Source organism: Bradyrhizobium sp. MI1.3 (assembly GCF_055811695.1).
In genome coordinates this window covers 103,813-117,447 of the sequence record NZ_JBVVPQ010000013.1, presented here as the reverse complement: position 1 = coordinate 117,447, position 13,635 = coordinate 103,813, and the positions used below count along the sequence as shown (strand labels likewise).

General features: G+C 64.0%; 13 protein-coding genes. 10 read left to right on the top strand and 3 right to left on the bottom strand.

Going from position 1 to position 13,635, the window contains the following annotated elements; genetic code table 11:
• On the bottom strand, positions 1-726 hold the full coding sequence (locus tag AC0L3A_RS12445; RefSeq protein WP_246648828.1) for a CGNR zinc finger domain-containing protein: 726 nt from the start codon (positions 724-726) through the stop codon (positions 1-3).
• On the opposite strand from AC0L3A_RS12445, the gene AC0L3A_RS12440 reads away from it, so the two are divergent.
• Together AC0L3A_RS12440 and AC0L3A_RS12435 are read left to right on the top strand one after the other, a co-directional pair.
• On the top strand, positions 725-2,140 hold the full coding sequence (locus tag AC0L3A_RS12440) for an amidase (protein ID WP_473254441.1): 1,416 nt from the start codon (positions 725-727) through the stop codon (positions 2,138-2,140). The two genes, AC0L3A_RS12445 and AC0L3A_RS12440, sit on opposite strands and share 2 nt — an antisense overlap.
• Positions 2,137-3,393: an MFS transporter gene (locus AC0L3A_RS12435; protein WP_473254440.1), complete on the top strand. Its 1,257-nt coding sequence runs from the start codon at positions 2,137-2,139 to the stop codon at positions 3,391-3,393. The genes AC0L3A_RS12440 and AC0L3A_RS12435 overlap by 4 nt, the downstream gene beginning before the upstream one ends.
• Here AC0L3A_RS12435 and AC0L3A_RS12430 read toward each other — a convergent pair.
• Positions 3,374-3,490, bottom strand: coding sequence for a Flp family type IVb pilin (locus tag AC0L3A_RS12430; protein WP_245286067.1), 117 nt, complete (start codon positions 3,488-3,490; stop codon positions 3,374-3,376). The two genes, AC0L3A_RS12435 and AC0L3A_RS12430, sit on opposite strands and share 20 nt — an antisense overlap.
• Before the next feature lie 193 nt (positions 3,491-3,683).
• Between AC0L3A_RS12430 and AC0L3A_RS12425 the strand changes: the two genes are divergently transcribed.
• The 4 genes from AC0L3A_RS12425 (at position 3,684) to AC0L3A_RS12410 (ending at position 8,256) form a co-directional block, all read left to right on the top strand.
• Positions 3,684-6,416, top strand: coding sequence for a bifunctional diguanylate cyclase/phosphodiesterase (locus AC0L3A_RS12425; protein ID WP_473254439.1), 2,733 nt, complete (start codon positions 3,684-3,686; stop codon positions 6,414-6,416).
• A 172-nt stretch (positions 6,417-6,588) separates the two neighbouring features.
• Positions 6,589-7,149, top strand: a complete 561-nt coding sequence (locus AC0L3A_RS12420; RefSeq protein ID WP_245285849.1) for a TetR/AcrR family transcriptional regulator — start codon at positions 6,589-6,591, stop codon at positions 7,147-7,149.
• 69 nt (positions 7,150-7,218) lie between these two features.
• Complete coding sequence (locus tag AC0L3A_RS12415; protein ID WP_473254438.1) at positions 7,219-8,070, top strand: DMT family transporter; 852 nt, start codon at positions 7,219-7,221, stop codon at positions 8,068-8,070.
• Positions 8,071-8,124: 54 nt separating this feature from the next.
• Positions 8,125-8,256, top strand: coding sequence for a hypothetical protein (locus AC0L3A_RS12410; protein WP_256375787.1), 132 nt, complete (start codon positions 8,125-8,127; stop codon positions 8,254-8,256).
• A 75-nt stretch (positions 8,257-8,331) separates the two neighbouring features.
• On the opposite strand, the gene AC0L3A_RS12405 is transcribed toward AC0L3A_RS12410, so the two are convergent.
• Entirely contained in the window at positions 8,332-9,669 is a 1,338-nt protein-coding gene (locus AC0L3A_RS12405; protein WP_007590590.1) for a S41 family peptidase, read from the bottom strand.
• Positions 9,670-9,975: 306 nt separating this feature from the next.
• Here AC0L3A_RS12405 and AC0L3A_RS12400 point away from each other — a divergent pair, with 306 nt between their 5' ends.
• From AC0L3A_RS12400 to AC0L3A_RS12385, 4 genes are all read left to right on the top strand, one after another.
• Positions 9,976-11,109, top strand: a complete 1,134-nt coding sequence (locus tag AC0L3A_RS12400; RefSeq protein ID WP_473254437.1) for an alpha-hydroxy acid oxidase — start codon at positions 9,976-9,978, stop codon at positions 11,107-11,109.
• Between the two features lie 8 nt (positions 11,110-11,117).
• A complete protein-coding gene (locus AC0L3A_RS12395) occupies positions 11,118-11,750 on the top strand; it encodes an HAD family hydrolase (protein ID WP_027567128.1) in 633 nt (210 codons plus the stop codon).
• Positions 11,751-11,918: 168 nt separating this feature from the next.
• Positions 11,919-12,110 carry a hypothetical protein gene (locus AC0L3A_RS12390; protein WP_007590586.1) on the top strand — a complete coding sequence of 64 codons (192 nt, stop codon included), beginning with the start codon at positions 11,919-11,921 and terminating at the stop codon, positions 12,108-12,110.
• Between the two features lie 222 nt (positions 12,111-12,332).
• Positions 12,333-13,544: a molybdopterin molybdotransferase MoeA gene (locus tag AC0L3A_RS12385; protein ID WP_473254436.1), complete on the top strand. Its 1,212-nt coding sequence runs from the start codon at positions 12,333-12,335 to the stop codon at positions 13,542-13,544.
• The last annotated feature ends 91 nt before the right edge of the window (positions 13,545-13,635 follow it).

The window sequence follows — 13,635 nt, the reverse complement described above, 5'->3', positions numbered from 1 at the left end:
CTATTTCGCCTCGCGCTGCCGCTCGCGATAGGCACGCGTCTTCATCCGATTGCCGCACAGCGTCGACATGCACCACCGCCGCGTCGATGGCTTCGACCGATCGAAGAACACCCGCCGGCATTCCTCAGAGGCGCACATCTTCAACCGGTCCAACGTTCCCACAAGCGTTGCGTTGTGCAACTCAATGGCGATAGCCGACAGGCCGGCGAGCGCATCGTCGCGCATCGCCGATAATACTGCGCCGCAGCCAACCCGCGCCTCCACCCGCAACGGAAACGCCGCGAGCGCGTCACCGAGCGCGCCGAGAACCTCCTTGTTCCGGCGCCGCTCGGCCGGCTCGCATTGCAGATAGGCGCGTAGCGCTTCGCGCAGCCGCAGCGCGGTCGCGAACATTGCGGGCGTGATGCGCCCGCCGCCGAGGCCGCGCTCCTGCATCCAGTCCGCGAGCTGCTTCATCCCGGCAAGTTCGTCGCTCTGCGGGTGCTCCACCCCGAAATGCGAGAAGTGGCGAACATCGAGCGTGTTGGCGAAATCGTAGATGTTCGCCAACGCGTCAGGAACCTGGAACTTGCGTGACTCTTTCGACATCGGAATACCCGGAGAATTGGAACACCAGTAAAACATATTTACCGGTTGACAGCAACAGACACCGGTATATTTATTATACAGGTGTCTGCATCTCATCGAAATCGAGCGAGGTTGCGATGACAAAATGGAGAACGCCATGGCCGAAGCCCCGCACTATCTCGAACTCATCGAGCTTGCTGCACGCCTCGAGGCGCGCGAAATCTCCGCGTTGGAGGTGACGCGCGCGCAACTCGACCGTATCGACGCCCTGGACCATGAACTCGGCAGCTACGTTCACGTGATGCCGGAAACGGCTATCGCCGAGGCGAAGGCCGCGGACGCTGAGATCGCAAATGGCCAGTATCGGGGCCCCCTGCATGGCGTGCCGATTGCGCTGAAGGATCTGTTTTGGACCAAGGGCATTCCGACGGCGGCCGGCACCACGCTTCATCGCGATTTCCGTCCTGGTGAAGATGCGACCGTCACGCGCAGGATCAGGGATGCAGGCGGTGTGGTGCTCGGCAAGTTGCAGCTCACCGAGGGCGCCTATTCCGATCACCACCCGCTGGTGACGCCACCGAGAAATCCATGGAATCCGGATTACTGGCCGGGTATCTCGTCCAGCGGCTCGGCGGTCGCGACGGCCGCCGGACTTTGCTTCGGCTCACTTGGCTCCGACACCGGTGGCTCGATCCGCTGGCCCTGCGCCGCCAACGGCCTGACCGGGCTGAAGCCGAGCTGGGGCCGCGTCAGCCGCCACGGCACGTTCGAGCTGGCCGCGACGCTCGACCATATCGGACCGATCGGCCGCAGCGCGGTCGATGCCGGCGTACTGCTTGGGGTCATCGCCGGACACGACCCGAACGACCCGACGTCGCTGCTCAATCCGGTGCCTGACTATCTTGCCGCGGCCGCACGGGACGTGCGGGGTCTGCGGATCGGTGTCGACGCTGCCTGGAACGGCGGGGACGTGGACGTTGCGACACAGCACGTGTTGGCGGATGCCATCGATGCTTTTCGTGCGCTTGGCGCCCACACCGTCAACGTCAGATTTCCCGACGTAGAACCGGCGATCGCCGACTGGACCCCTAATTGTGCGGTGGAAGCTGCGGTCGCGCACGAGGCGACCTATCCTGTCCGCAAGAATGAGTATGGCCCAATCCTCGGCTCGCTGCTCGAGGCTGGTCGCGCGCTCTCCGGTCTCGATTATCAGAAGATCCTGCTGCGGCGGCTGGCACTGCGCGGCCAGGTGACCGCACTGTTCGAGACCATCGACCTGCTGCTGATCCCGGTCCACCCTTTCGCGCCGTTGACGCTGGCCATGATCCAGACGCTCGGCGAGCAGCCGGATCTGATCGCGAAGTTGCAGCGCTACACCTGCCCGTTCGATATGACCGGTCATCCCACGATCACGCTACCAGGTGGTGCATCGGCGGACGGACTGCCGATCGCGTTCCAGCTTGTCGCAGCCCATCTCGACGAGGCCACGCTGGTTCGCGCCGGCGCTGCGTTCCAGCGTGTCACGTCCTGGCATCGTCGCCATCCTTCCCTCACCTCGCGGAGGCAGCATTGACCATTCCATTCAATCCCGTAGGTCGAAGCATTTTCCACGGCTGGTTCGTCGTCGCGGCGGCATTTGCCGTGATGTTCGTCGGCTTTGGTTCTGTCTACACCTTCAGCGCATTTCTGGAGTCGCTCCAGCGCGATTTCGGCGCCTCCCGTGGTTCAATCTCGCTGGTGTTCTCGATTCCGGGCTTTCTGTACTTCGCTCTCGGACTCGTCAGCGGTCCCCTCGCCGACCGGCTCGGTTCGCGTCCACTGGCCGTAGCGGGCATGGTCCTAATGGCGGTTGGACTTGCGGCCGCGAGCGCTGCACGTTCCCTCGTGGAGGTCTATCTCGCCTACGGGCTCGGTGTCGGCCTCGGCGTCGGCTGCGCCTATGTTCCGGCAATCGGCGCGGTGCAACGCTGGTTCGTCAAGCGCCGCGGCTTTGCCTCTGGGCTCGCGGTGAGCGGCATCGGGCTCGGCACGCTGGCAATGCCGCCGCTCGCCTCCTTGCTGATCGCATCGATGGGCTGGCGCGGCGCCTATCTGGCGCTGGGCGCGATTGCGCTGGTGCTGGGCGGCGGGATGTCGATGCTCATCGAGAACGATCCGAAGGACCGCGGCCTCCGGCCCGACGGCGATCCACCTTGCGACGCGGCGGACACGGTCAACGCCGGCGGCGCCTCGGTGCGCGAGGCCGTCCGGTCGACGCGTTTTGTCGCCCTTTACGCATCGTGTCTGGTCTGCTCGTTCGGCGCCTTCGTTCCATTCGTTCATCTCGTGCCTTACGCGCGCGACCACGGTGTCGCGGCGTCCTCTGCCGTGCTGCTGCTGGGCGTGATCGGGGCCGGCAGCACCGCTGGTCGCTTCTTTCTCGGCGCGATCGCCGACCGGATGGGCCGCGATCGCTCTCTGATCATGGTCATGATCGGAATGGCGTTCGCGATGGCGATCTGGGCCATTGCCGCTGATGTCCGGACCCTCGCCGCTTTTGCCTTCATTTACGGCGTGTTCTACGGCGGCTGGGTCGCGGTGCTGCCCGCCGTGGTCATGGACTATTTTGGCGGACGCAACGTCAGCGGAATCATCGGCATTCTCTACACCAGCGTGGCGTTCGGGACATTGGTTGGTCCGAGTGCGGCCGGCTTCGCCTACGACCTCAATCACAGCTATACTTTGCCGATCCTGATCAGCGCCGCCGCGAACATCGTCGCGGCACTGATCGTGTTGGCGATACTGGCGCGCAGCGAAACCCGGCCGATCAGCGCAACGACGCGCTGATCGCCCCGAATTTTGAATTGAGCTTGCTGCCCAGGCCGTTCACCACGGCAATGATCGCAAGCGCGATGCCGGCGGCGATCAGCGCGATGGTCGGCAGAAATTGTCCGGCCGCGCGGAAGCTTCCGACAATGCTGCACGTCTCGCGTCCCGCATATTGATTGCTTTTGCGAGCGTCCGTTCACGGCGCATTAACCCAGCTTGCTAACTTCGCCTCCACTCCGTTCCCGTAAACCGACGGATGTTCCCGGGGCCAAGAATTGACCCTGACGTGTGCACCACAACGATCGATCATGATGACGGGATTCGGCAGTCGCCTTTTTGACCAGGCCTTCGTGCGCAGCGGACCGATCCGCTGGCTGGTGGTGGGCGGCACGCTGCTGATCGCTGCGATCGCGGTCGGCGCGACCCTGATGGCGCAGAATTTCCGCGAACGTGCGCTGCGCAGCTCCGGCCGCGAGCTGGAAAACACCGTGCTGATGCTGGCCCATCATTTCGACCAGCAATTGCAGGATTTCGCAGTCATCCAGAAGGATTTCGTCGACTACGTCCGCGCGAGCGGCATCACCAGTGCGGCGGACTATCGCAAGCGCCTCGCCGGCCAGGACCTCCACCGGATGCTGCGCTCGAAGATCGATGCACTACCCCACATAGGCGGCCTGAATGTCATCGATGCCGAAGGCAATTTGATCAATTCGTCGACGGCATGGCCGGCCCCGAACGTGAACGTTGCCGATCGCGCCTATTTTCGCACCTTCCGGTACGATCCCGATGCTCCCGACGTCCTGATCGAGCCACTCTACAGTCGCATCTCCGGCGCCTGGACCATCCTGATCGTGCGCAAGGTCGTCGGACCGAACGGCGAATTCTTGGGTGCGGTCGGACGCGGCATCGAGCCGGCAAATTTCGAAAAGTTCTTCGAGTCCGCCGTGCTCGGCGAAAGCACGACGATCTCGATGCTGCACCGGGACGGCACGATGCTCGCCCGTTATCCCCATTCCAGCGAATTGATGGGGCGGAATTTCAAGAACGGTCCGTTCGCGCATCAAAGGGTTTTCGGGCTCGACCATTTTGCCGGCCGCTTCATGAGCCCCGTCGACGGCGAGGACCGGCTGATTTCCTCACACGCCCTGCCTCACTTCCCGATCCTGATGATGGCCACCACGACGCGCGCGACGGCCCTGACGGACTGGCGCGAGCAGATCGGCATCCTGATCTCGGTCGCCGCCTCTTCCGCGCTCGCCATCGCGGGCGTGCTGATCGCGATCATACGCAAGCTCCTGGAGCAGCATCGTCTTTCGCGGGAACGGCTGACGCTGGAAAAGCAGCGTCTCGACCGCGCCGTCAACAACATGACCCAGGGCCTGCTGCTGTTCGACGCATCGCAGCAGCTCGTGATCTGCAATCAGCGCTACATCGAGATGTACGGGCTGTCGTCCGAAATCGTGAGACCCGGCTGCAGCTTCCACGATATCATTGCGCACCGCAGAGCCACCGGCTCGTTCACCGGCGATGTGGACCAGTATGTCGCACGGGTCCTGCGCGACGTCCACGTGCGCAATTCCATGGTAGTCGAGACCTCCGACGGTCGCTCGATCCAGATCGTCAACGAACCGCTCACGGACGGCGGCTGGGTCGCGACGCATGAGGACATCACGGAGCGCCGGCGTATCGAGGAGCGCATCACCCATCTCGCTCACTACGACGCGCTGACCGACCTGCCCAACCGCACCATGTTCCACGAGCATCTACGTCAGGAACTCGATCTCGTCGCCGGGGGCGAACAACTCGCGGTGCACTACATCGATATCGACGAGTTCAAGGGCGTCAACGACGCGCTCGGGCATCTCATCGGCGACGAGCTCCTGAAGTCAGTCGCGCAGAGCCTCCACCGGTGTGCGGGTCCGACAGACTTCGTGGCGCGCCTCGGCGGCGACGAATTTGCCATCATCCAGAGCGCGGTGACATCGCTGGATCAGGTCAACGAGCTCGTCGCGCGGGTGTTTGAGGCCATCCGCGCGCCGTTCGACTGCATGGGACATCATCTTGCCACCGACGCCAGCATCGGCATCGCGCTGGCGCCGCAACATGGAACGGCGCTGGACCAGATCCTGAAGAACGCGGATATGGCGATGTACGCCGCTAAAGCCGCCGGGCGCCGCACTTATCGCTTTTTCGAGCCTGAGATGGACGCCAAGATCCACGAGCGGCGGCAGCTCGAGATCGACCTGCGCCACGCCATCGCTCAAGGCGGGCTCGAAGGCGGCCTCGAGGTGTATTACCAGCCTTGCCTCAGCCTGAAGGACGACCGCATCACCGGCTGCGAGGCGCTGGTGCGCTGGCGCCATCCCGAACGCGGCATGGTCTCGCCGGCCGAGTTCATCCCGATCGCCGAGGACACCGGCCTGATCAACGAGATCGGCGAATGGGTGCTGGCGACCGCCTGCCGGGACGCAGCGAACTGGCCCGACGACGTCCGCCTCGCCGTCAACGTCTCGCCGGTGCAGTTCAAGAGCGGCACGCTGGCGCTGAAGATCATGGCAGCGCTTGCCGCCTCCAATTTGCCGGCAAGCCGGCTCGAGCTTGAGATCACCGAGGCGGTGCTGATCCGCGACGACGACACCGCGCTTGCGATCCTGCATCAACTCCGCGCCATCGGCGTCCGCATCGCGCTCGACGATTTCGGCACCGGCTACTCCTCGCTGAGCTATCTGCACCGCTTCCCGTTCGACAAGATCAAGATCGACCGCTGCTTCGTCAACGACATCGCCGGCCCCGACGGCTCCTCCAGCATCGTGCAGGCGGTCGTCAATCTCGCGGCTGCCCGCCGCATGACCACCACGGCCGAGGGTGTCGAGACCGAGGAGCAGCAGCGGTTGCTGCGCGCGCTCGGCTGCTCCGAGATGCAGGGCTATCTGTTCAGCGCCGCCAAACCCGCCGACAAAGTGCTGGAGCTGTTCGCAGCTCATCGCGGCCGTCTCGCCCAGCGCGGCGGCAACGAAGGCCGCCGCCGGGAGGCAAGCTAGGGCCTGGACTCACACAGGCGCAATTGTCGGCTCGGGAGGCCAAGCAGAAACATCGGCGGACGGCCAAACGGCGGTGGCGCCCCTAGAAATTAAAGACCATTCGGTCTATATATCGGCAATGCCCCGCCAAACCCCTGTGCAGTTGCCCCGTGGCCGTCCCCGAAGTTTCGACATGGAATCCGCCGTCGAACGCGCGATGGATGTGTTCTGGTCCCGCGGCTATCACGCCACGGCGCTACCGGACCTTCTTCGTGCGACGAAGCTCTCGCGGGGCAGCCTCTACGCCGCTTTCGGCGACAAGCACTCGCTGTTCCTGCTTGCGCTTGATCGCTACATTGCCATTGCCTTGACACGGATGGATATCGAACTCGACCCCCGCAGGGAGCCGATCGACGGCCTAAGGGCCTACCTTGCCGGCTATGTTGACCGCAACAGCGGTGCCAATGGTCGGCGCGGATGCCTGTTGGTAGCCACAGCCATGGAACTGGCTGGCCGTGATGCCGAAATTGATCGTCGCATCGGGAGCTTTTTCAAAGCTATGGAGGCTCGGGTGGCTGGTGCACTTTCCCGTGCGAAGGCAGCGGGCAAGCTGGCCGATGGTGTCGAGCCTTCGAGTGCCGCCCGAATTCTCGTCTGTTTCGTCGAGGGCCTGCGGGTGGTCGGCAAAACGGCACCGACACGGATCATTTCGCAAGCCACCGTTGACGCTTTTCTCGACCGCTTCATCAGGTAGACAGCCATGGACGTTTCCGCTGCTCGCACGCCTATATCTAGACCGAACGGTCTTGAAAAGAACGATACCATGTCCGGCTTTCAGATCGTCTGCGCGGTGGTCGTCCCCTTGCTCTGGGGTTATCAATTCGTGGCCATCAAAGTGGGCGTTATGGAGTTTCCACCCCTCTTCTTCCTCGCGCTGCGCTTCCTGGCCATCGCGCTGCTGCTTGTTCCCTTTGTCAAAAGGCCCGCACGTCAACAGTTTGGCCCGATCGCAGCGATTTCGTTTTTCCTTGGCGGACTGAACTTCGGGCTCTTCTATGTTGGCCTCGGCCTCGGCTCGGGAAGCATGTCGGCCGTCGCAATTCAACTCGCCACGCCCTTCACCGTCCTGCTGGCCTGGCCGCTGCTCGCGGAGCGGCCGTCTCTCACCACGTCCGCTGGAGTGGTGCTTGCATTTGTCGGCGTGGTCGTGCTGGCAGCGGGGCCCGGCCCGTCCGCAAACGCGCTTCCACTGCTGCTCGTGGTCGGGGCAGCCTTCGCATTCGCGGTGTCCAATGTCCTGACGAAACGCTACGGCCCTTTTGATCCCCTGATGTTGATGGGATGGTCCTCGCTGTTCACGGTGCCGCAGGTCATGTTGATGTCGCTGCTCCTTGAACGTGGACAACTCGCGAGCCTCGTCACTGCAGATGGACGTGGTTGGCTGGCACTCGCCTATACGATTTTCATCGGGGGAATTGTCGGATTTGGCCTGTGGTTCTGGCTGATCGGGCGTTGCTCCATGGGTCGCGTCGCGCCCTTCGGTTTGCTGCTTCCGGTGTTCGCCTTGATGTCGAGCGTGTTGTTTCTTGGCGAACGCATGACCCCAATGTTGATGATCGGCGGGCTGCTCGCGATCTCCGGCGTCGCTGTCACTCAGCTAAGACCGAGCGCTTGACGAATTTGACCTTGGAAGTCGCGTCGTTGGCAGATTCTCAGCACGCGGCCGACCTTGTTAACGCAGCCGCTGGAGCTGCGGGTCCATCCCCGCGACGAAGTGCTGGTCGAGCGCGACCGCGCCCTGCGCTGGGCCGAGCGCGATGGCTGCTACGAGGCCACCCTTGCGGCCATGAATCCCAGCTGAGACGGCGTCCAAAACGAAATCGCCCGGGAGCGGTCAACCACGCCCGGGCGATTGATCTCTGGAACTGGCGAGGGCCTAGTTCGGCACCGCAGCCCTCGACGCCGGCTTGGCGGCCACCGCATTCGCAGTTTGGCCGTGCAGGAAGTCGTAGGCCGTATGCAGGGCCTTGTCGTCTTTCGCTTCCGGCGGGACATAGGACTGCGACCCGGTCTGCTCGGTGCCGTCGGCTGCCTGGAGATGACCGCGCATCTGGGACTCCGCCATGGTGTCCATCCGGCCCTTCAGCTCGGCCGGCACGTCCTGGAGGATCTCGATGTCGGGCGCGATGCCCTGGGCCTGGATCGAGCGGCCCGAGGGCGTGTAGTAGCGCGCCGTGGTCAGCGCCAGCGCGCCGTTGCCGGTGCCGAGCGGAATGATGGTCTGCACCGAGCCCTTGCCGAACGAGCGCGTGCCGATCAGCGTGGCGCGCTTGTGGTCATGCAGCGCGCCGGCCACGATCTCCGAGGCCGAGGCCGAGCCGCCATTGACGAGAACCACCAGCGGCTTGCCCTTGGTGAGGTCGCCTCCATGCGCCGTGAAGCGCTGGGTCTCTTCCGGATTGCGGCCGCGGGTCGAGACGACCTCGCCACGCTGCAGGAACGCGCTCGACACCGACACGGCCTGATCGAGCAGTCCGCCCGGATTGTTGCGCAGGTCCATCACATAGCCGACCAGCTTCTCCGGCGGAACGTCCTTGGAGATCGATGCGATCGCCTTCTTCAGGCCATCGGTCGTCTGCTCGTTGAACGAGGTGACGCGGATATAGCCGATGTCGCCGTTCTCGACGTGGAAGCGCACCGGGCGCACATGGATGATCTCGCGCTTGATCGCGACGTCGAGCGGGGCGTCGGCGCCCTTGCGCACGATCGTGAGCTTGGTCTGGGTCTCGACCGGCCCCTTCATCTTGTTGACGGCCTGCTCGAGCGTCATGCCCTGCACCGCATCGCCGTCGATCTTGCTGATGAGGTCGCCCGACATGATGCCGGCTTTAGACGCCGGCGTGTCGTCGATCGGCGAGACGACCTTGACGAGACCGTCCTCCATCGTGACCTCGATGCCGAGCCCGCCGAACTCGCCGGAGGTGGTCTCCTGCATCTCGGTCCAGGCCTTGTCGTTCATGTAGCGCGAGTGCGGATCGAGCGAGGTCACCATGCCGGTGATCGCGCCTTCGATCAGCTTGGCATTGTCAGGCTTCTCGACGTAGCTCGCCTTCACCCGCTCGAACACTTCGCCGAACAAATTGAGCTTGGAATAGGCGTCATCCGCGCTCGCTGCCGCCCGTGCCGCCCATACGCCGCCGTGCGGACTGGCTACCAGAAGGGTCAGACACGCTCCGGTGAGCGCGCCCAGTGGAAACAGCAGGGTTTTCCGCATGGATAGGCTGGCCTTTTTGCTTCGCGGTTCGGTGGGGCTGGGGAGCCGCCATGCAAATGGCGATCCAGCCTGCTTCTCACAATACCATTCTGGTTTCTTCAAGGCCGGGATGCCACGCCGGCGGGTACACCGTAAAAATCCCTTCGTCCGGACCTAAACTTTCGGCAACGTTGCAGGACCCGGTTGGTGCGCAGCGGGGGTCGGCCGGCCGGCCCACGCCTCGCTGCCATGCCATTTTAGGATGGTTTTGGCGCCCCGGACGGGTTAGGCGATGAGGGAAGGCTTCAAATTCTCGGGAGGATAACAATGAACGAAGCACCCCGCATCCAACCGGAAAGGAACGTCGAGCTCGGCGCCAGCACCGAGCCGTTCCAGAATCTGCATGAATTCGTCCGGAAAGCCCGCGCCAACCTCAACCAGAATGCCTGGGATTATATCGTCGGCGCGGCCGAGACCGAGACCACGATGCGTCGCAACCGCATGGCACTGGACGAGATCGCCTTTCGCCCGCGCGTGCTGCGCGATGTCCGCAAGGTCACCGGCTCGGTCGAGCAGTTCGGCCGCAAGATGCGCCTGCCGGTGGTACTCGCCCCCGTCGGCGCGCTTGAGATCTTCGATCCGGATGGTGCGGCGAGCGTGGCACGCGCCTGCGGTACTTTCGGTGCGGCGCACATGCTCAGTTCCGTGTCCGAGCCCGGCCTCGAGAAGACCGCCGAAGCTGCGCCCGACGCGCTGCGCCTCTACCAGCTCTATGTGCGCGGCGACGACGCCTTCGTTGCCGACGTCGTCAGCCGGGCCGAGAAGAACGCCTACGCCGCCTTCTGCCTGACCGTCGACACCGCTCATTACAGCCGTCGCGAACGTGACATCGCCAAGCGCTACGTTCGCGAGAGCCGCCTGCGCGCCACCGGCGGCGATTACCAGAAGGGTCTGGAGTGGCGGACGGTGAAGATGATCAAGGACAAGTTCAAGATCCCGCTGATCCTCAAGGGCATCGCGACGCCAGAGGACGCGCTGATCGCGATCGATCACGGCGTCGAATGGATCTACGTCTCCAACCATGGCGGCCGTCAGCTCGATCACGGTCGCGGCGCCATGCATGTGCTGCCCGAGATCGTCGATGCCGTGAACGGCCGCGCCAAGATCATGGTCGATGGCGGTGTCTGTCGCGGCACCGACATCGTCAAGGCGATCGCGGCGGGCGCCGACCTCGTCGGCATCGGCCGGCTGCAATGCTGGGCGCTGGCGGCGGCCGGCGAAGCCGGCGTGGCGCGCATGCTGGAGCTGCTCGAGGACGAAGTGCTGCGCTGCCTCGGCCTCTTGGGTGCGACGTCGTTCGCCGAGCTCGACAAATCCTGCCTGCACCAGGCGACCGCAACCAACGCGCCGAGTGTGTTCAGCGCGTTTCCGCTGTTCGACCACGAGCCATATCGATACTGAGTGAAAGGATGCAGGTGACATCGCTCTCTCCCGGCAGCGCGGATGCGCTCCTGTTCGATCTCGGCCGCGTAGTGCTCGATATCGATTTCTCCAAGGCAATCGCCTGCTGGGCGGGACATGCCGGCTGCAAGCCCGAAGCCATCGTCGCGCGCTATGTGCGGGACAGCGAAGCCTATCGGTTGCACGAGATGGGGAAGATCAGCGATGAGGATTATTTCGCCTCATTGCGAGCCTCGCTCGGAATCGGCATTTCGGACGCGCAGTTCCTGGAAGGCTGGAACGCGATCTTCGCCGGCGAAATGCCTGACATCGCCGAGCTGCTGCCGCGGGCAGCGAAGCAGATGCCGCTCTACGCTTTCTCCAACACCAACCGGCCGCACGTGGACCATTTCTCGAGGGAATATGCCGACCTCCTCGGCCACTTCCGAGAGCTGTATTTGTCGTCCAGCATCGGCCTGCGCAAACCGGATGCGGAGGCTTTCGACCACGTCGTTGCGGCGATCGGCGTGCCCGCCGGGCGCATCGTGTTCTTCGATGATCTTGCTGAAAACATCGAGGGAGCGCGGGCGCGCGGCTTGACGGCGGTGCATGTGACCTCGCCGCGTGACGTCGGGAACGCATTGAAGGCATTGGGCATTTGACGAGGAGTCGGTGTCGCGAAACCCACGGCGGCACCGCCCGCCGGGACCAATTTTGAGAAATTGAGGAACCCGATCACTTTGTGCATTTTTGTACAGAGTTCCGGGAACGGAATACCGCCTTCCGGACTCTTAGAGTCCGTTGGGACTTCTACGGACGGATGCATCATCGTGCTGGGCAAAACCTACCTCACCAAGCAGGCCTCTCTTCTTCTTGAATTCGCCAGGACAACTTCAGATTCGGACCTTTCCGCCAAGCTTGTGAGCAAGGCCGCCGACCTGAAATCCCAGGCCGATCCGCTGCCCGACAAAGACCAGGGAGCCAAGGCGCCCGACGTAACTCCCGGGCAGGCAGGGAGCTGATCGATGCAGCCCGGGGCGCTCGTCGTTCTCGCCTTGCCGTGATTTTCCTTGCCGTGATTTTCGTCGCTTCCATGGCCGCGCGACGCGCTTGATCCTGCCTTCCGGAACAATGTGAAGCGGCGGGATGACTGTGCCCGCTCAGCGGTTTTTGCCTCTGCGCCCGCGCTCGGCTAGAAGACGTGCGGAACATTCGCCCGAACGTGCCGAGCAGGAGTTTTCGCCGTGGCCTTGATGCCGGTTTCCGACGCGCTTGCCGCGGTGCTGGCGGGTGCAGAGCCGCTGCCGGAAGAAATGATTTCCCTCGACGAGGCCCATCATCGCGTGCTCGCGTGTGACCTCGCGGCGCGGCGCACGCAGCCGCCGCAGGCGATGTCGGCGATGGACGGCTACGCGGTGCGCGCGGCCGATGCCGCGACGATCGATTCGGAGCTCACCGTGGTCGGCGAAGTCGCGGCGGGCCGACCGTTCGCCGGGACGATCGGCGCCGGCGAGGCCGTACGGATCTTCACCGGCGGCGTCGTTCCCGGTGGCGCGGACGCCGTCGTGATCCAGGAGGACACGGTCGCCGCCGGCAAGCGGATCATGATCAAGGAAGCCGCGATCGCCGGTCGGCACATCCGCCCCGCCGGCGTCGATTTCCGCGAGGGTGACGTGCTCCTGCGCAAGGGAAGCCGTGTCACCGAGCGCGACCTCGCGCTCGCTGCCGGGATGAATCATCCGCACCTTGTCGTTTTCAGGCGTCCAAAGGTCGCGATTCTCGCCACCGGCGACGAGCTGGTGATGCCAGGCACCACGCCAGGCCACGGCCAGATCGTCTATTCCAACGGCTACGCCCTGCACGCGCTCGCCCGCAGCGAAGGCGCCGAGACGATCGACCTCGGTATTGCCGCCGATACGCTGGAGGCGACCACCGCCGGCATCCGCCGCGCCCGCGAGAGCGGCGCCGACATCCTGATCACGACCGGCGGCGCATCGGTCGGCGACCACGATCTGGTCCAGCAGGCACTGCGGGACGAAGGCATCGCGATGGCGTTCTGGAAGATCGCGATGCGGCCAGGCAAGCCGATGATGCACGGGCGACTCGGCGCAATGGGTGTGATCGGCCTGCCGGGCAATCCCGTGTCGTCCTACGTGTGCGCTTTCCTGTTCATGGTGCCGCTGATTCGCGCCCTGTCGGGCCGTTCAGTGATTCACCATCGCCGCGAACGCGCCGTGCTCGGCCGCGGCGTCGGCGCCAACGACCAGCGCGAGGACTATCTGCGCGCGCATCTGGAGGAGCGTGACGATGGCACACGCGTCGTTCTTCCCGTCAATCATCAGGACTCTTCGCTGCTTGCGAATCTCGCTGCAGCACAGGTACTTCTCGTGCGCGCACCATTCGCGCCGAAGGCCGAAGCCGGCACGGCTTGCGAAGTGTTGCGGCTCCCCGTCTGAGCACCCCCGCAACGCGCGTTCTGCGAACTTTGCTCTGTTCACGGTAAATTAAGCAGTTGCGGAACATGTATCGAACATATAGTGTCCGTTC